The organism is Pandoraea sp., from assembly GCF_041919235.1.
Taxonomy (GTDB): Bacteria; Pseudomonadota; Gammaproteobacteria; order Burkholderiales; family Burkholderiaceae; genus Pandoraea.
In genome coordinates this window covers 161,060-177,929 of the sequence record NZ_JAYRUC010000001.1, presented here as the reverse complement: position 1 = coordinate 177,929, position 16,870 = coordinate 161,060, and the positions used below count along the sequence as shown (strand labels likewise).

Annotated in this window: 14 protein-coding genes and 2 pseudogenes; 9 read left to right on the top strand and 7 right to left on the bottom strand. The window is 65.2% G+C overall.

Annotated features, from left to right (window positions below):
• Nucleotides 1–28: 28 nt before the first annotated feature.
• Entirely contained in the window at nt 29–619 is a 591-nt protein-coding gene (locus tag ACE3UG_RS00810; RefSeq protein WP_374618382.1) for a hypothetical protein, read from the top strand.
• Here the strand turns inward: ACE3UG_RS00810 and ACE3UG_RS00805 are convergent.
• Both ACE3UG_RS00805 and ACE3UG_RS00800 read right to left on the bottom strand, forming a co-directional pair.
• On the bottom strand, nt 601–2,583 hold the full coding sequence (locus ACE3UG_RS00805) for a PHA/PHB synthase family protein (RefSeq protein ID WP_374618381.1): 1,983 nt from the start codon (nt 2,581–2,583) through the stop codon (nt 601–603). The two genes, ACE3UG_RS00810 and ACE3UG_RS00805, sit on opposite strands and share 19 nt — an antisense overlap.
• A 210-nt stretch (nt 2,584–2,793) precedes the next feature.
• Nucleotides 2,794–3,468: a phosphatase PAP2 family protein gene (locus ACE3UG_RS00800; protein WP_374618379.1), complete on the bottom strand. Its 675-nt coding sequence runs from the start codon at nt 3,466–3,468 to the stop codon at nt 2,794–2,796.
• 403 nt (nt 3,469–3,871) lie between these two features.
• On the opposite strand from ACE3UG_RS00800, the gene ACE3UG_RS00795 reads away from it, so the two are divergent.
• The 3 genes from ACE3UG_RS00795 (at nt 3,872) to ACE3UG_RS00785 (ending at nt 6,638) form a co-directional block, all read left to right on the top strand.
• Nucleotides 3,872–4,702, top strand: coding sequence for a M23 family metallopeptidase (locus tag ACE3UG_RS00795; RefSeq protein ID WP_374618377.1), 831 nt, complete (start codon nt 3,872–3,874; stop codon nt 4,700–4,702).
• Nucleotides 4,703–4,789: 87 nt separating this feature from the next.
• Nucleotides 4,790–5,587 (top strand): trans-aconitate 2-methyltransferase, encoded by a 798-nt coding sequence (tam, locus tag ACE3UG_RS00790; RefSeq protein ID WP_374618637.1) that lies wholly within the window; start codon nt 4,790–4,792, stop codon nt 5,585–5,587.
• A 247-nt stretch (nt 5,588–5,834) separates the two neighbouring features.
• Nucleotides 5,835–6,638 (top strand): helix-turn-helix domain-containing protein, encoded by an 804-nt coding sequence (locus ACE3UG_RS00785; protein WP_374618376.1) that lies wholly within the window; start codon nt 5,835–5,837, stop codon nt 6,636–6,638.
• Between the two features lie 9 nt (nt 6,639–6,647).
• Here ACE3UG_RS00785 and ACE3UG_RS00780 read toward each other — a convergent pair whose 3' ends face one another.
• A complete protein-coding gene (locus ACE3UG_RS00780; protein ID WP_374618375.1) occupies nt 6,648–7,868 on the bottom strand; it encodes a YbfB/YjiJ family MFS transporter in 1,221 nt (406 codons plus the stop codon).
• Nucleotides 7,869–8,047: 179 nt separating this feature from the next.
• Complete coding sequence (locus ACE3UG_RS00775; RefSeq protein ID WP_374618374.1) at nt 8,048–8,974, bottom strand: LysR family transcriptional regulator; 927 nt, start codon at nt 8,972–8,974, stop codon at nt 8,048–8,050.
• A gap of 125 nt (nt 8,975–9,099) precedes the next feature.
• Between ACE3UG_RS00775 and ACE3UG_RS00770 the strand changes: the two genes are divergently transcribed.
• Entirely contained in the window at nt 9,100–9,771 is a 672-nt protein-coding gene (locus tag ACE3UG_RS00770; protein WP_374618372.1) for a glutathione S-transferase, read from the top strand.
• Nucleotides 9,772–9,921: 150 nt separating this feature from the next.
• Nucleotides 9,922–11,664, top strand: a complete 1,743-nt coding sequence (locus tag ACE3UG_RS00765) for a methyl-accepting chemotaxis protein (protein WP_374618371.1) — start codon at nt 9,922–9,924, stop codon at nt 11,662–11,664.
• Between the two features lie 139 nt (nt 11,665–11,803).
• On the opposite strand, the gene ACE3UG_RS00760 is transcribed toward ACE3UG_RS00765, so the two are convergent.
• Nucleotides 11,804–12,277 carry a VOC family protein gene (locus ACE3UG_RS00760; protein ID WP_374618369.1) on the bottom strand — a complete coding sequence of 158 codons (474 nt, stop codon included), beginning with the start codon at nt 12,275–12,277 and terminating at the stop codon, nt 11,804–11,806.
• Between the two features lie 253 nt (nt 12,278–12,530).
• Here ACE3UG_RS00760 and ACE3UG_RS00755 point away from each other — a divergent pair, with 253 nt between their 5' ends.
• Together ACE3UG_RS00755 and ACE3UG_RS00750 are read left to right on the top strand one after the other, a co-directional pair.
• Complete coding sequence (locus tag ACE3UG_RS00755) at nt 12,531–12,779, top strand: hypothetical protein (protein ID WP_374618368.1); 249 nt, start codon at nt 12,531–12,533, stop codon at nt 12,777–12,779.
• A 157-nt stretch (nt 12,780–12,936) separates the two neighbouring features.
• Entirely contained in the window at nt 12,937–14,301 is a 1,365-nt protein-coding gene (locus ACE3UG_RS00750) for a diguanylate cyclase (RefSeq protein WP_374618366.1), read from the top strand.
• A 12-nt stretch (nt 14,302–14,313) separates the two neighbouring features.
• On the opposite strand, the gene ACE3UG_RS00745 is transcribed toward ACE3UG_RS00750, so the two are convergent.
• Nucleotides 14,314–15,099, bottom strand: a complete 786-nt coding sequence (locus ACE3UG_RS00745; protein ID WP_374618365.1) for an FRG domain-containing protein — start codon at nt 15,097–15,099, stop codon at nt 14,314–14,316.
• A gap of 211 nt (nt 15,100–15,310) precedes the next feature.
• Here ACE3UG_RS00745 and ACE3UG_RS00740 point away from each other — a divergent pair.
• Nucleotides 15,311–15,503, top strand: a pseudogene (locus tag ACE3UG_RS00740) (MerR family transcriptional regulator); the annotation flags it as partial.
• 149 nt (nt 15,504–15,652) lie between these two features.
• Here the strand turns inward: ACE3UG_RS00740 and ACE3UG_RS00735 are convergent.
• Nucleotides 15,653–16,651, bottom strand: a pseudogene (locus ACE3UG_RS00735) (collagen-like triple helix repeat-containing protein); the annotation flags it as partial.
• Nucleotides 16,652–16,870: the final 219 nt, after the last annotated feature.

The window sequence follows — 16,870 nt, the reverse complement described above, 5'->3', positions numbered from 1 at the left end:
TACCCACCCTTTGTTTTGGAGAGTCGCAATGTTAAAGGAAACGAATCCGGCGCTGTCGATGGCCAAACTTGGCACCGCGAGCGCATTGGGGGCCTACGGCATTTTGCTGGAGGCCGCACAACGCATGCACCAATTGCAGGCGGCGCGCGATACCGAATTGCTCAAGTCGCATTCTGAAGCGGCCAAGTCGCTCGGGAGCGCCCACGACTTCAACGGACTGCTGAGCGCGCACCTGCAACTGCTCAACGGACAGCTCGCGCAGCAAAACGAATTCTGGCGCGAGTGGCTGGCGGTGTGCGCCAACAATCAACTGCTGTGGGCGGAGCATGTTCGCAAGACCGGCGAAGAACTCCAGCACGGCATGGCCGGCGCAATGACGCTGCCCGATCTGATGGGGGCGGGGACCTCCGCCGGTGAAGCCGCCAGGGCGGCCGAGGCCCCGCTGCAGAAGTGGTTCCAGGCGTTCAACGACGCAACGCAAGGCACGATGGACGCTTGGCGTCGCATGTCGGCGGAAGCCGCGCAGGCGACCGAGGCGGCGGTGTCGCAGCAGTCGCCGCTTAACGGCCGCGTGCCGCCCAAGCGCGGCGCAGCGCCAGCTCAGCGCTCAAGCACGTAAGCGCCGGGCGCATCGTCGAGCCCCCGTGCAGGGGGCCAGGGCGCGGCAACGGATTTGCCGCTGCCCTGCGCCAGAAGCCACGCCTGCCATGCCGGCCACCAGGAGCTCTGCATGGCGGGTGTCGTGGCGAACCAATCGTCCGGATCGCGGTATGCCGACCCCACCGTGCGGGTGGCCACCCGATGGTGACTGTGAGGATGTCCGGGTGGACACACCACGCCCACGTTGTGCCCGCCCGAGACGAGCGCAAACGTGAGATCGCCGTTGTAGAGCAGGTGCATCTTGTACACGGAGCGCCACGGAGAGATATGGTCGCGCTCGGTCGCTACAACGAACATCGGCACGCGAATATCCGAGAGCGCGATCGGCTGCCCGGCGACCTTGAGCGTACCCGTCGCCAGCGCGTTGTTCAGATACAGCTCGCGTAGGCACTGGCTGTGCAGCCGCGCAGGAATACGCGTGGTGTCAGCGTTCCACACCGTGAAGTCGGTCGTCTGTGCCGGTTTGCCGAGCAGGTAGTCACCCATGAGCCGCGACCAGATCAGGTCTCGCGAATTGAGCAGTTGGAAGGTGCCCGCGAGCTGCTCGCCGCTGATATATCCCTGCCGCCACATCATCGCTTCGAGATACGCGACCTGACTGGCGTCGATGAACAGCCCCAACTCTCCAGGCTCACTGAAGTCGGTCTGCGCAGCGAGCAACGTCACGCTGGCGAGCACGTCGCTTGCTTTTCCGCTTGCTTTTCCGTTTGATTCTCCGCTTCCGCCCTCGCGCGCAAGCGTCGCCGCCGCGATGGCGAGCAGGGTGCCACCGAGACAGTAACCGCATGCGTGCACGGGCACGTTGCCCGTGAGCCGACGCACCTCCTGCAAAGCGGTGAGCAGTCCGTCGTTGAGGTAGTTATCCAACCCCCGATCGCGGTCCTTCGGCCCGGCGTTGTGCCACGAAATCATGAAGACGCTATGGCCCTGCGCGACCAGATAGCGCACGAGCGAGTGCTGCGCCTCAAGATCGAGAATGTAGTACTTGAGCAGCCACGACGGCACGATCAGGACCGGTTCGCGCCACGTCTGCGGCTCTGCGGGCGCGTATTGCAGCAGTTCGAAATAGGCGTTGCGGTAGACAACCTTGCCGGGCGTCGCGGCGATCTCGTGGCCGACGCAGAATGCTTTGCACGCCTGCGGTCCGGCGCCCGGGGCGTGGCCCGCCGCCATGTCGCGCAGGTCGGACCACCAGCGTTGCGCGCCCTGAACGAGGTTTTGTCCCTGCGTCTCGCGGATCGCGGCGAGCACTTCGGGATTCAGATACCAAAGATTGCTTGGCGAGAACACATCGAGCCATTGTCGTGCCATGAACCGAACGACATCGCGGTGGTGCGGATCGACGCCCGGAATCTCGCCGGTCATCTCATCGACGAAATCTTGCGTACGCAGGAAACGCTCGCGCCACCAGGCGAACGGCGGCTGGTCCCACAGCGGATCGTGAAAACGCCGGTCGGCGGTGGGCGGACCGCCGGCATTCGACACGTGGCCAGCGCCCGGCTTGTCGATGGCGGCGAAGGCCTTGAATACGTTGAGCTGATGCCCGGGCGCCGTCGCGGCGTGCATTGCCCAGTCGGTCCAGGCGAGCAAGACCGCGGCGGGCGAGACATTGCCGGTAAACCGCGCGGTCGCAGCCATCGCCGCCCGATCCAGGCCGTCGGTGAACGACCACGCGGGAGGAGCGGAGGAAGCAGACGAAGCAGACGAAGCGGAGGCTGCCTCGGGCGTCACCCTTTGCTCAGGCGTGCGTGCCTCGGCGGACGACGGTGGATCGGCCGCTGCCACCGCGACCGGCGCAGGGCCTTGCGGCGTGGCACGACGCGTCGGTGGATTGGCGGTCTTGGAGGTACCGCGCGAGCGCGACGCTTGGGCGGATGGGGACGCGGACGCGGGCGCGGACGTCTTGGCACTGCGAGCAGGCATGTCGGACTCCGTTCTGGCTTGCCGCCGACACGCAAACGCGCGCCATCTGCGGCAAAAAAGGAGAGACGGCAATGGCCGGAAACCTGCGCGCCTTGCCGTTATGTCAATGCGTCATAGGACGTTTCAGCGAATATAACGCACACCGCTTGAAAGAACCGTGATCTGAGACAACTCGCGGGCGGACTGTCGATCATTGCCAACAGACAGGGCTCAGGGGGCCGGGACTCGGATCGCTGGCGCGACGGTGGAGGTTGCCGGTGAGGGCACATGCTTGCGGGCGTGCCAGCTTATGCGGCGGAAGGGTTGTTCGTGGCCGGAGAGCGAGAGCGCAAGATGCGTGATCCAGCGTTGCGTCGGCACGCGCTCACCGTGCAGCCACATCACAAGCACGAACAGGCTCGCCGCCATCGGCAGGGTTTTGAGGTTGGGCGTATCGTCGCGCCGCGTGAGCCACGCGAAGGCGGCGCAGACGGCGAAACCCACCGCACAGCCGGCCACCGACTCCGAAATCGAGTGCGCCGACAGCGCCACGCGTGACACGCCGACCGCCGCGCTGCCGAGCGTCGCCGCGCCCATGCCGAGCACGCGCCATGGCCACGCCTGATGGCGCAGCAGTAACCACGCAATGACCGGATAGACCGTGGCGGCGAGCATCGTGTGCCCGCTCACGCCGGTGAAATCGACTTCGCGTACGCCAATTCCCCAGCCGAGGAACATGATCTTGGAGACGGCGACGATCGTCGCGCCAGCCGCAAACAGGGTGACCCATGTGACGGCCATGCGCCATGCACGGGCCGAGAGCAACCAGAGAGTGAGGGCGGCGGCGGCGGGCACCGTGACGGCGGCACCACCGAAGTTGGTAATAGTGATCCAGGCGCTAGACATGACTACCGAATAACGGCCCGATGCCAGGGGACACCGGGCGAAGACGCTATCTTACGCGCGCTACCCTGGTGTGAACACATTCTGACGTCGGGCGGCGCGGACTCAAGGCATCGGACAATGTCGGCGAGCGTTTGTTCGACGGGGCGGCTAACGGTTGCCCGCCAACCGCTGACGCTTCGGCAAGGCCGCGCGTCATGACGCACTACGATGGCGATCGCATCGGATGGGAACGCGTCCTGCGTGCCCTCTGCGTAGGCGCCATCCCAAATGACGTCACTTTGACTGCCGTTGCCGCATGTTTTGTGTGATTTCCCGTTAATTGGCGGGCTATTGCCCCGTAGACTGCGTCGTTTCCGAATTTACTTTTCGAGCGATGTCTTTCTCTTCTCCTTCCATCAGGCGCATGTGCAACGCGTTGGACGGCGGCGCACGAGGCCTGCGGGAGCAGGGCGAGGGTGGCCGCTCCCGCTGGCGAGCCGTGTGGCTCGTGTTGTGCATGGTCATGCCGTTTGCCGCAGCGGCCGAAGGCAGCGCCCCGAATGACGCGTTGCGTTTGCATCCGCGCCTGACGCCGTCGTTTGCTTTCTCGCCCCCGAGCGTTCTCGCACCGGCGGTATCCTCGGTGCCGCTGACGGGCGCGGCGCTTCGGCAATCCGCGTGCGGCAAAGCGACGCCGCTGCACCCCACGTCAGTGACGGGGCGTGCATCGGGTCCGCTCGTGATGCCGGTGACCTATTCGCGCGTCTCGTCCGATTTCGGCACGCGCAAGCACCCTGTGCGACGCGTGAAGCATCGACACACCGGCATCGATCTCGTCGCGCCGTCGGGAACGCCGGTGCGCGTGGTGGCGCAGGGCGTCGTGAAGTCGATCGGCTTCGAGCGTCGAGGGTTCGGCCGCTACATCGTGGTCTCGCATCGATACGACAGTGAGACGATCTACGCTCACTTGTCCGCCACGGCGCGGGGTTTGCGCGTCGGCGAGACGGTGGCAGCGGGCGATATCATCGGCGCGGTCGGCAAGACGGGCATGGTGACGGGCGCCCACCTGCATTTCGAGCTGCGTCGGCAGGGTGTCCCGGTCGATCCGCGCCCGTTGCTTCGCCGCACGGGCAGGGTGAGCGCGCCGGATCCCATCGCGGCGCAGGGTTGCGAGCGGGTACTCGATGGCATGACGTCATGGCACCTCCACGGGGGGATCGGCGCGGCCACGCGCTGGCAATACTCCCCGCTCTGACGCATACGTTCTCGCCCGCCGCGCGGGCGACGACCTGATATTGTGACGACTATCGCCTGAGACCCCCTGGAGTCCGTCATGTCGCAAATGTCGTCGCCACACGCCCCGGTGAATCCTGCGTGGCAAGCCGCACAATACGTCAAGTTCGAAGACGAACGCACGCGCCCCGTGCGCGATCTCGTTGCGGCGATTCCGAACCTTTCGGATCGCAGCGTTGCACGCGTCGTCGACATCGGCTGCGGCCCAGGTAATTCCACCGAGGTGCTTGCCGCACGTTATTCCCAGGCCGACGTGCTCGGGCTGGACAGTTCGCAGGATATGGTCGATGCGGCGCGCGCGCGTCTGCCGCAATGCCGCTTCGATTTGGCCGACATCGCGAACTGGAAAGATGGCCCGTTCGACGTAGTGCTCGCCAATGCCGTATTGCAATGGTTACCGGATCACGAGACGCTGTATCCGCGCCTGGTCGAATGTCTCGCCCCCGGCGGCTCGCTGGCCGTGCAGACGCCGGACAATCTCGACGAGCCTGCGCACCGACTGATGCGGGAAGTCGCGGCCGATGCACGTTGGGCGGCGCAGCTCAAAGGGGTGGCGCGTACGGCGCGCCATGGCGCCACGTTCTACTACCCGCTGCTGCGCGCGCTGTGCTCGCGCGTCGACATCTGGCGCACGACCTACTATCACCCGCTCGCGGGCGGGGCGCCCGCTGTCGTGGAGTGGTTCAAGGGCAGCGCGTTGCGGCCATTCCTCGCGGCGCTCGACGACGCGTCGCGGGACACTTTCCTGGCGCGTTACACCGACGAAATCGCCAAGGCGTATCCGACGCTGGCTGACGGTACGGTGCTGCTGCCGTTTCCACGGCTCTTCGTGGTCGCTACGCGCTGAGTCGATCGCCCGGCAGCGATTGCACGCGACTGGGGCGGGGCTGAGTTGCCGAGTCCGTTTGCGTGGGCGACGGGGCGGCGAAACGGGCGTCGGCCGGTGTAGAGTAGCGGGCATGGACACCCTTGACCCGCCGATTCAGCCGCTTCAGGCATTTCAGCCGCCTCAGCCGCTTAGGCCATTTCGACCATTTCGACCATTTCGCAATGCACCTCGGTATTGGCGTTCGCCGCTCGTGCCGGGCGGTGACATGGTCACGGCCGAATACAACGACCATACCTTCGCGCCGCACTGGCATGACGCCTATACGTTTGCGTGCATCGTGGAAGGCGCGGAGCGCTATGCCTATCGGGGCGGTGAGCACGTCGCGGATGCCGGGTCCGTGGCGATCATCCACCCGGGCGAAGTCCATACGGGGGCGCGCGAAACCGACTTCGGGTGGCGCTATCGTGTGTTCTACCTGCCGGTCGGTTTCGTGCAAGGTGTGCAGCGCCAGTTGATGTGCCCGCTGGCCCACGTGGCGCAAGGCGCGGGGGCCGGCGACGCACTGCCGTGGTTTGGCGAGCGCGTGATCCACGACGCTCACGCGATGTGGCGTCTGGTTGCCGCGCATCGTCTACTCCAGGGTGGCGCCGATCCGCTGCTGGCGGAGAGCGTGCTGATCGAGGCCGTGTCGACGATGCTGGTTCGTCACGCGCAGGCGCGGGCACCGCAGGCGCAGGAGCATCGTGACGCGGTGCGCGTCGAGACCATGAAGACACGACTCTCGGCCGATCTCACCGAGCCGCTCTCGCTCACGGCATTGGCCGAGGCGGTCGAGCTTTCGCCATTTCACGCGGCACGCCTGTTCTCACGCCACACAGGGTTGGCGCCGCACGCATGGCGCAATCAGTTGCGTGTGGTGCGGGCCTTGCCAGCCTTGCGTGGCGGCGCCTCGGCCACTGAGGTGGCGCTTGCCCAAGGCTTCAACGATCTGTCGCACTTCACCCGCTACTTTCGGCGCGCGTTTGGCGTGTCGCCCGGGAAGTGGGGCGCGGGCCGATCGTCGAGATAACGCCGAACTTCACGCGCGCGCGAGGCGGGCGGAGATCACGTTGATCAACAACCCGGTCGCCATGGCCGCGCCGCCCACCATGAACAGCAGCGAATAGTTGCCCGACGTCGCGGCGAACAGGAACGACATTCCGTATGCCGCGCCCGCTTGCAGTGTTGCAAAGCTGGTCGTTGCCGTGCTCCACGCCGCCTTCTGCGAGCCGGGGTGATGGGCGAGCAGTTCGTTGGTGCGGCCAAGCACCAGCGGCACGATGCCTGGCGTGAACGCACCCATCACCATGCTCGAGACGATCAGTGCGGGCAGGCCGAGGCCGAGTACCGGCAGCAGAACCGCGCACATCTGCGTGACATACGCCACGCGCAAGGCCCGTGCGAAGCCGATCCGATCGGCGAGATGCCCAACGAAGAGCGGCCCGACAATCGCCCCCAGCCCGTACAGTACCCAATAGTTCGCGCCAGCATCGAGCCCTTTGCCCAGCCCGCGCGCGACGTAGTCGACCAGGAAAATCATATGGGGGACCAGCGCCACGGCATTGAGCGCGTATTCGACGTAAAGCGACCGCAGCGCGAGCGGGCTGGCCGTCCGACGTTGCGGGTGCGCAGCGGCGCGCGCATTGGCCGCGACAGGGACCGCGACAGGGACCTCGCCCGGCCAGCCGCGCCACGCGACGGCGGTGAGCACGAGCGAGAGCAGGCCAAGACCGCTCCATGCCTGCGCGAGGCCTTGCCGCAGCAACAACGGTACGAGCGTGCCCGAGGCAGCGATGCCCAGACCGATGCCCGCGAAGATTGCCCCGCTCGCGATGCCACGTCGCGCGGGCGCCACATGCGCCAGTACCGAAGGCGCGGCGGTCACCATCAATACACCGCCCGCAAAGCCGGACGCGAAGCGCCAGCCGAAGAACCAGAGGAACGAGACGGGCCATGCGCAAGCGAAGAATGCGGCGACGGCGAGCAGCATCATCGCACGCAGGATCGCGACGCTCGATGCGCGGCGTGCGAGCACGCGTGCGCCCAGCGCACCGGCCAGATAGCCGCCGAGATTGGCCGCCCCCAGATAGGCCGCGGTAGCGGGGGCGAACCAATGCGAACCGATGATCGCGGGCAGCAGCGCCGTGTAGGCGAAGCGGGCAAAGCCGATACCGATGAGGCTGGCGCATGCGGCCGAGAGCGTGGCGCGCCACGCGTTGAACGCGGCAGCCGTGGTGCCGCCAAGCACTGCATTCGACATGGTCTCTCCGGGAGCGCTGCGTGCGTCTCGGCGTCGGCCAAAGCGTCGCGCGGCAGCAATGCGGTCAGTTTAGGTTGAGGCGTCGCATCGGAGAACGGTCATGTCACGGAAGTCATTCTTCCGTGCGGCGTAACAATCGCCCGGAGGGCGAGCGGCAATCCTCGGGCGCGATGCGTGACTCAGGCCCGGCTTGCCAGCTTGTGCACGCGTGCGAAGTGCTTGCGTAGACGGGGTACCGCGAAGTCGACGAACGCTCGGACCTTGGGCACAGCGAGCCGTCCTTGCGGGGTGATGATGTGAACCGGCATGGGAGGGTGCTCATGGTCTTGCAGCACGATGCTCAGCGCGCCGCGCTCCAACTCGTCGACGATGTGATACGTCAACATGCGCGCCACGCCGTGTCCGGCAACGACCGACGCAATCGCGGCACGAATCGAATTGACGATCAGACGCGGCATGAATTGCACGACCTGCGGCACGGCATTACGCCCGGTGGCGGGGAAGCGCCACGAGTCGATGCCGAAGTACGTCATCGAGACGATCTGCTGCTTGGCGAGATCGGACGGGGTCTCGATGGGGCCGTGGGCGGCGAGATACGCCGGCGAGGCCGCAACGATGCGCCGAACCTCGCCCACCTGCGTGGCGACGAGCGAGGAGTCGGGCAGATGGGCGACGCGCATCGCGACGTCGACACCTTCATCGATCAGGCTCACGGGCAGGTCGCTCAGTTGCAAGCGGACAACGACATCGGGGTAGCGCTCGATGAAGGCGTCGGCAATCTCGCGCATGAAGGTTTCGCCAGCAGCAAGCGGTGCAGACACGGTGAGCATGCCGCGCGGGGCGGAACGTTCTCCGGCGGCGATCACGTCGGCGTCGTCCAGATCGAGCAGGATGCGGCGGCACGCGGCGGCGTAGCGCTCGCCCGCGACGCTCAGTTTGAGCGTGCGGGTCGTGCGATGGAGCAGGGCCGTGCCGGTATGTGCTTCGAGAAAGGCGATGGCGCGGCTGACGGCGGCAGGCGAGCGCCCGAGACGCCGGGCCGCACCGGCGAGGCTTCCTTCGTCGACGGTGGCGACGAAGACCTTCATGGCGTCGATTCTGTCCATGAGAGATGAGGGAGAGTGGGTGGGTGGCCCGGCGCGAACCCCGGCGAGGCCGATGGACAAGATTACCCTCAAACCCGGCATTGCGGCGACAATGTCGGGCGGATTTCCCGCCGGAGCCAGACACCATGCTGACGGTTCATCACTTGAACAACTCCCGCTCGCAGCGCGTGCTGTGGATGCTCGAAGAGCTGGGGGTTCCTTACGACGTGCGCCGCTATGAGCGCGATCCGAAGACCATGCTTGCGCCTGCCGAACTGCGCCAGGTGCATCCGCTGGGCAAGTCCCCCGTGGTGACGGACGGCGATCTGACGCTGGCGGAGTCCGGCGCCATCATCGAGTATCTCGTCGAGCGCTATGGTCAGGGGCGGCTGGCGCCGCCACGCGACACGCCGGAGCGGCTGCGCTGGACTTACTGGCTGCATTACGCCGAGGGTTCGGCCATGCCGCCGCTGTTGCTCAAGCTCGTGGCGCTGCGCATTGCAAGCGCGCCGATGCCGTTCTTCGTGCGCCCCATTGCGCGCAAAATCAGCGAAACGCTGCAGTCGAGCTTCGTCGACCCGCAACTGCGCCTGCATTTCGACTATGTGAACGATGCGCTGACGAAGACCGGCTGGTTCGTCGGCGAGTGCTTCAGTGCGGCGGATATTCAGATGAGCTTTCCGCTCGAAGCGGCGACCGCGCGTGGCACGGCGCCAGGGCAATGGCCAGCGATTGCCGACTTCCTTCAACGCATTCATGCCCGTGATGCCTATCAGCGCGCACTCGCGCGCGGCGGCCCGTACGAATTGCTGAGTTGATATACAACATATGTGATGTTGGGGGGCAGGCGTTCGCCCGGGGAGCACCTGTCCGGCGGGTCATCGCGCGATCTTCGCGGATTTTCTCGCGTGGCCGCTCAAGTTTCGTCAAAAGCACTCGTTAAGTCTTCTCATAGGTACCGAGAGAGAGTGGCCTGCCGCGCTTGCCCGCAGCAGGCTGAAATACCGACAACACCGCAGGACGAATCGCTCAACGCGCGCAAGGCAATGTTCAAGAATCTGAGTATCAGCAAACGGCTCGCCGTCGCCTTTTCCGTCAATGTGTTCATGCTGTTGGTCGTGGCGGTGGTGGCCGTGACGAAAATGGCGACGATGGATACGAACACCCAACTCATCGTCTCCGACCTGAACACCAAGATTCTCGAGTTCCACGGTCTGAAGGATCGGGCGGCGCACGTCGCCGTGATGCTGCGCGATATCGTGATGTCTGAAGACGCCACGCAGCTCGACGCACGCCTCGCCCAGATCGACGAACTTCGGCAAGCCAACAACAAGAGCATCGCCGGCATGGCGACGCTCTTTTACACCGACAAGGGCAAGGCGCTTTACCGCACGCTGGCCGAAACGAACGCGGCGTACGGAAAGCGGCTCGACGCCGTTGTTGCGCTGGTTCGCAGCGGCAACTTCGCCGAAGCCAAATCGGAGTTGATGGGGCCGCTGCAAAAGGCGCAGGTGGCGCACTTTGCCCCTCTCGACGGCCTGATGACGGTCGGCAAATCGGTGAGCGCGGCAGAAGCCGCCGATGCCACCGCGGCCTATACGGCAGCCCGGTTGTGGCTGCTCGCGGCGATGCTCGCGTCGGTTGCCGTGTCTGTGATGTCGGCGGTGGCGATCACGCGCTCGGTCACGCGTCCGGTGCGCGCCGCGGTCGAGGGGGCTTCGGCGCTCGCGCGCGGCGATCTGACGCATCGCGTGCACGCGGAACGTGGCGACGAGATCGGTCAGATGGCGCTTGCGCTCGACACGGCCATTGAACAACTCAGCCATCTGGTGCGCAATATTCAGGGCGCCTCGGGGGCCATCGACAATGCGGCACGCGAGATTGCGCAAGGCAACGCCGACCTGTCGCAACGTACCGAAGAGCAGGCGGCGTCGCTGGAAGAGACGGCCGCGTCGATGGAAGAGCTGACGTCGACCGTGCGTCAGAACGTGGAACATGCGATGCAGGCGAGACGCCTGTCTCAGGAGGCTTCCGGGGTGGCGGATGCCGGGGCGCAAAGCGTGCGTGCCGTTGTCGAGACGATGCAGTCGATGGCCAGCGCGTCTGCACGCATGAGCGACATGATCAAGGCCATCGAAGGCATCGCGTTCCAGACCAACATCCTCGCGCTCAACGCCGCCGTGGAGGCAGCTCGCGCGGGCGAACAAGGGCGTGGCTTCGCCGTCGTGGCGGGGGAAGTGCGCACGCTCGCCCAACGCTCGGCTGGCACGGCCAAGGAGATTCGCGAATTGATCGCCGCATCCGTGCAGCAGGTCGAGGACGGCACGTCGCGCGTGGAAGTCGCCGGCCGCACGATGGATCAGATCGTCGTGTCGGTGCGGCGTGTCAGCGAGTTGATTGCCGAGATCGCCGCCGCGAGTGACGAACAGGCGCGCGGCATCGAGCAGGTGGGTCAGGCCGTGACGCAGATGGACCAGGTGACGCAACAGAACGCCGCGCTCGTCGAAGAGGCGGCGGCTGCGGCGGATCACCTGCGCCAGCAGGCCGCCGACCTGGTCAACGAAGCCGGGAAATTCCGCGTGGCGCGCGAGGATGATGGGCCCCGGCGCATGACCACGTATGCGCGCTCGGCCCCGGTTGGCAAGTCGTCCCATGAGGATCGCGACTTGTCGGGACCACGGGAGCCGCAGCGACTGAGTGCCGCGGCCTGACATGCAGCGCGGCGTTTCGGCTGTCAGGCTGCGTTCGCCGTCGTTCCGCCCAATGGGGTGCCGATGACAGCGACGGCTGGCACCCGTCGCACCTCACATCAATGTCAAGCAGGTCGCGTGACGCAAGCGCGGCTTTGCGTCAGCCGGCCGCAGCGCGCTCGATGGCGGCGATGTCGATCTTGTGCATGGTCATCATGGCCTGCATCGCGCGCCGCGCCGCCGCAACATCCTGGCCCGTGACGACATCGAGCAGTCGCTGCGGTGTGATCTGCCACGAGAAGCCCCAGCGATCCTTGCACCAGCCACAGGCCGACGCCGCGCCGCCGTTGTCGACGATGGCGTTCCAGTAGCGATCGGTCTCCTCCTGACTGTGTGTGGTCACCATGAAGCTGACGGCTTCGTTCGGCTTGAATTCCGGTCCGCCATTCAGGCCGACGAAGTGTTGGCCGAGGACGGTGAATTCAACCGTCAACTCGGTGCCCTGGCCGATGCCGGGAATCGGCGAGGCGTGACTCGCGTCGACATGACTGTCGGGAAATGTGGCGGCGTAGAACTCGGCCGCCTCACGCGCTTTGCCCTGATCGAACCATACACATGTGACGAGCTTCGTCATTGCTGTCTCCTGTCGTGACGGGCGGCGTGCATCGTCCAGCCGTTCATATTCCCCATGCTAATCGACGCTGGCCCGATCGGAAAGGTCCGCACGTCATTCGATCGGAGACCGACGGCCGCGATGCCGACGGCCCGGCGCATGCGCGCGTGGTTGCCAATTTGAATCGTCCAAGTGACAATCGGCATCACATCCCGGAATCGAAGCGAAATACAGGGAAAACTCGGGTGGGAAAACTGATGAGCATTGGAACAAGATGGTAGCCAAAGTCGTGAAGTATTCGCGTGACGGGGTGATTTATTACGAAATTCGAGGGGCTTTGCCCGACGGCACGAGATATTCGGATCGGGTGGGGTTCAGCCACCGCGAGTTGGAATTCCGCAATCTCGTAGCGGCCAGAATCCGTCTGCTTCGCAGCGAATACGACATCGCATGCCGGCAAGTCCGTAAGGAGTGCGCGGCAAATGTCGCAACGCCAGGCTGGGTCAAACAATTGATCTTTTGATCGACGCCGAGTGGTTCGAAGCAGGCGGGCGATCGCAAATGATGTGTTGTCACGGTGGTGAAATGTTCACATAGTGAGATTGCCTTATACTGCGCGGATGCTTCATGTCCGTTCAAAATCAATGGAATTCGTAACAAAAGACGTCCTGGCGAGCTGTATGGGGTTGCTGCTGGACGCGGTGTTTCTCGTCAACAAGGCTGGCGCTCTCGTCTATGTGAGCCCGGCCTGCGAGGCTATTCTCGGCTACTCGGCGCAAGAGTTGGTGGGGCGCTCGATGATCGATTTCGTGGCGAAGGAAGACCGCGAGCGCACGATCGAAGAGTCGAAGCGCGTGATGGCCGGCCATCCCCGGATCGGTTTCGAGAATCGCTACATTCACAAGGACGGCCACTTCGTCCACATCATGTGGTCCGCTCGCTGGTCCGATGAGCATGGGTTGCGCATTGGCGTCGCGCGCGACGTGTCGGCGAAGAAGCAGGCCGAAGCATTGCAGCGTGCCACGTACTCGATCTCCGAAGCCGCCCACGACGCGGCTGACGTCCGCACGCTCTGCAAGGCCGTGCACGATACGCTGTGCACGCTGTTTCCCATTGACGCCATCGTCGTGGCCACCTGCGACGCGGAGCAGGCGAGATGGGAAAGGGTGTATCAATACCGCGACAGCGCCGGGGTCCCGGTGCTTGACTGGCCACAGGCCCAACATCTGTCGGCGCACGCCGCGCATGCGCAGCAATCGCTGTGGCGGCTGATCGATGCCGTACCCGGCGACGGGGCGGGCCAATCGTCTGCCCAGGTGCATGCCGAACCGTTCTTGCCGGACGATGTCGTCCCGCCCGGCAAGCATGCACTGGTGGTCTTTCCAATGCAAACGGCGCGGCGCGCGGTGGGCGCGCTCATGATCTACGGGCCGGCGAGGGCGTTGCAGGCCGAGGCGGCGCAGCGGCTGCTGGCCTTCGTGTGCGACCAGACGGCGCTGGCCATCGAGCGTAAGCAACTGATCGACGATCTCTACAAGGCGGCACGCTTCGACGAACTGACCGGTTTGCCGAATCGCCGCACGTTCGGTGAATTCGCGAGCGAAGCGGTGCGCCGTGCGCAGCGCACCAACGCGAAGCTGGCCCTGCTGTTTGCCGATATCGACGGATTCAAGGGGGTCAACGATAGTCTCGGGCACGCGGTCGGCGACCTGCTGCTCAAGGAGATCGGCCAGCGCATGAAGGCCGGGGTCACGGGATGCGGCTTTGTGGCGCGTCACTCCGGCGACGAGTTCGTTGCCATCGTTCAGGACGCGGAGATCGTCGAGCGCATCGACTTTGCCGTCACGCGTCTGCGCGCGGAGATCGAGCAGGTGGTCTCGTTGAACGACGCCAGCGTGAGCGTGCGTGTGAGTGTCGGTGTGGCGGTTTTTCCCGACGATGGCGAATCGATGAGCGAACTCATTCGCGTCGCCGACCGGCGCATGTATGCGAACAAATCCGAGCGGAAATCCGGCGGAGCCGGTTTCCTGAAGGGCTTGATCTGACCTGACGCGCGCTCATCCCAACGTCTGCGTCGGCCAGACCATTTCGATCTCGACGGCAATCGAGCGCGCCAGGCCGTCGAGGTCCGGGAACAACGAAGCGTTCGTCACGTTCATCCGATAAAGCCATTTCATGGCGTCCGCGCGTAGCGTCATCGGCAGTACGATCTTGCGCAGCAACGGCTCATCGCTCTCGTAACCTTCGAGAATGCGATGCAGCGGCCGGTCGATCACCCCCGGCACCACCAATGTCCCCGATTGCGCGATGAGCCGGCCGTCCATCTCTTCGGGTTCGCCGAACCAGACCACTTCGTTGTCGTTGCCGAGAAAGTACTTCTCCATGTTCCCTTTGACGCGCGGATCGATCGTATCGCGCGTGAGCCAGGGCGCATGGCGCGGGCGGGCGCGGTCGTCGTACAGCGCGGGGGTATTCAGAGCGAAGATGGCCGAATCGCTCGTGGCGCGCTCCAGCGCGAAGAAGGCGGCGACGAAGGGCGACTTCGTGAAGTCCAGCAAACGGGTGGGGGCGCCGTGGTGCTGCATCAGCCCGAGGCACCGCAAGTCGTCGTGCAACAGCGCGGGCCAGGGCACATGGTTATGCGCCTTGCGCCGGAAGATGCGGATGGCGCGTGCCTCGCGACTGCGCCACTGTTCCTTGTCGGAGACATAGGCGTGCAGATACCGCGAGAGTGAGCTTTGCAGGTGCCAACGCGCGTCCTGCTGTCCGCGAAAGGCCCACCCTTCCAAGCGGGAGGACAATTCCATGAAATCCTTCCAGCTTTCGACGACGGTGGTGTCCATGGTGGGCAAAATCCTTGAGTTGGCGGGCAACGCCGCCATGCCGTTTTGTGAGGACGCCAAGGCACTGCAAGCGATGCATGGTGTCGGTCACTATAGTACGGCGTCTGTGACAGCTCAAGCGCGCCTCGTGCGGGCCACCTTACCCTGGTGTTGTGCATTGTGCGAGGCTCACCGGCCAGGCTCCCGCGTAGAGGCCGAGACCAAAGACGCGGTGCGACTGGACATTGGCGAAGTCGTGCAGCGCGCGGGGGGGGCCGTCCGCGATGCGCTGTTACGAAGAGAAGGGACGGATTGCGGCGACGGCGCGTCGCGGGTTGCGAAGTCAGTACGGTGCGTGGGTTTTGCAGACTTTGGCGCCGGTCGCGCTCGGCCGTGCTGCCGGGATTTCGCTGGATGACATTGCGGGCAAACGATCTGTTCCCCGGCGTAGTACGTCACCTACGTCGGCCCAATAAAAAGACGGCGGACCCGTTGTCGGGGCCGCCGCCTCCCGAGTGTTGCGCTTTACGCGCTCACTTTATTTTTTCGATGCAAGGCCGACCAACAGGCCGCCCGAGGCGCCGCCTGCGCCCGACGTCACGCCACCCAGCAGGTTGGTCACGGGCGCGAGCGGGCTGCTGCCGCCGCTGGTCGCGCCGCCAAAGGTGCCGGTGACGCTCGAGAGCAGACCCGTGACCGGCGCGAGCGGGCTGCCGCCGCCGCTGGTCGCGCCGCCCAAGGTGCCGGTGACGCTCGAGAGCAGACCCGTGACCGGCGCGAGCGGGCTGCCGCCGCCGCTGGTCGCGCCGCCCAAGGTGCCGGTGACGCTCGAGAGCAAACCCGTGACCGGCGCGAGCGGACCACCGCCGCCAGGGGTTCCGCCGGCGACTAGCCCGCCGATCGAAGCGACCGTCGTGCCGACTCTCGATACAACACTGCCAAGACCGGTGGTGATGGGGTTACCGCCGGTCCCGACGATGACTCCACCCGCTGTGCCGAAGCCACCGCCGAGCGTCGATAGCAGGGCGCTCACCGGAGCGCCAAGTCCCGTTGCCGAGCCAACGGTCTGCGTTGTGGCGGCGAGCGTTGAGGTCATCGGGGTAATGGCGGTGCTGATGGCTTGCGTGATTTGTTGGACCGGCTCGGTCGATAGGGCTGACGTCAGCGCGCCGCCACCGTTGGTGATGGCGCCACCGAGCGTTCTGACCGCGTTACCGAGCGGTGTCGTAATCGCACTGAGCGGAGCCAGTGGACCGTTGGTCAGGTTGGCGATGAGACTGCCGCCGTCGATGACGGCGCCGCCGGTATTGCCAATCGCGCCGCCCAGGCTCGAAAGGGTGGTTCCGAGCGCATTTCCGCCTGTGCCGAGTTGCCCCAGACCTTGAGAGACACCGCTACCGAATGTGGAGACGCCGGCGCCGACATTCTGCACCATACTCCCGAACGATTGAGGGACGGCCGAGCCGACACCCGGAAGCGATTGCGAACCGATTACGGAGCCAAGTGCCGAGACCGTCGAGCCGCCGCTATCGACAACACTGCCCGCGTTACCGATGACCGTGCCGAGATCATTGACGCCGACGATCTGCGATGATTGGGCATGAACTGGGACAGCCGTCACTGAAGTCGCGGCCATGAGGATAGCCGTCATTCTGAACTGATGTTTCATGATTCCTTTCCTCCGTTGTGGGAACAACGCAGGGTGATGAGCAAGTTCGATGCCTAGGGCATCACGGCCCGGCGGGAAAACGTCCTCCCTTTCCGGTCAAGGCCATGGAGTGAAAGCCAGGCA

What these genes read in the sequence shown, in the direction of transcription:
- ACE3UG_RS00810 (WP_374618382.1), top strand. Translation starts at nt 29, where the DNA reads ATGTTAAAGGAAACGAATCCGGCGCTGTCGATGGCCAAACTTGGCACC.
- ACE3UG_RS00805 (WP_374618381.1), bottom strand. Translation starts at nt 2,583, where the DNA reads ATGCCTGCTCGCAGTGCCAAGACGTCCGCGCCCGCGTCCGCGTCCCCA.
- ACE3UG_RS00800 (WP_374618379.1), bottom strand. Translation starts at nt 3,468, where the DNA reads ATGTCTAGCGCCTGGATCACTATTACCAACTTCGGTGGTGCCGCCGTC.
- ACE3UG_RS00795 (WP_374618377.1), top strand. Translation starts at nt 3,872, where the DNA reads ATGTGCAACGCGTTGGACGGCGGCGCACGAGGCCTGCGGGAGCAGGGC.
- tam (WP_374618637.1), top strand. Translation starts at nt 4,790, where the DNA reads ATGTCGTCGCCACACGCCCCGGTGAATCCTGCGTGGCAAGCCGCACAA.
- ACE3UG_RS00785 (WP_374618376.1), top strand. Translation starts at nt 5,835, where the DNA reads ATGGTCACGGCCGAATACAACGACCATACCTTCGCGCCGCACTGGCAT.
- ACE3UG_RS00780 (WP_374618375.1), bottom strand. Translation starts at nt 7,868, where the DNA reads ATGTCGAATGCAGTGCTTGGCGGCACCACGGCTGCCGCGTTCAACGCG.
- ACE3UG_RS00775 (WP_374618374.1), bottom strand. Translation starts at nt 8,974, where the DNA reads ATGGACAGAATCGACGCCATGAAGGTCTTCGTCGCCACCGTCGACGAA.
- ACE3UG_RS00770 (WP_374618372.1), top strand. Translation starts at nt 9,100, where the DNA reads ATGCTGACGGTTCATCACTTGAACAACTCCCGCTCGCAGCGCGTGCTG.
- ACE3UG_RS00760 (WP_374618369.1), bottom strand. Translation starts at nt 12,277, where the DNA reads ATGACGAAGCTCGTCACATGTGTATGGTTCGATCAGGGCAAAGCGCGT.
- ACE3UG_RS00755 (WP_374618368.1), top strand. Translation starts at nt 12,531, where the DNA reads ATGGTAGCCAAAGTCGTGAAGTATTCGCGTGACGGGGTGATTTATTAC.
- ACE3UG_RS00750 (WP_374618366.1), top strand. Translation starts at nt 12,937, where the DNA reads ATGGGGTTGCTGCTGGACGCGGTGTTTCTCGTCAACAAGGCTGGCGCT.
- ACE3UG_RS00745 (WP_374618365.1), bottom strand. Translation starts at nt 15,099, where the DNA reads ATGGACACCACCGTCGTCGAAAGCTGGAAGGATTTCATGGAATTGTCC.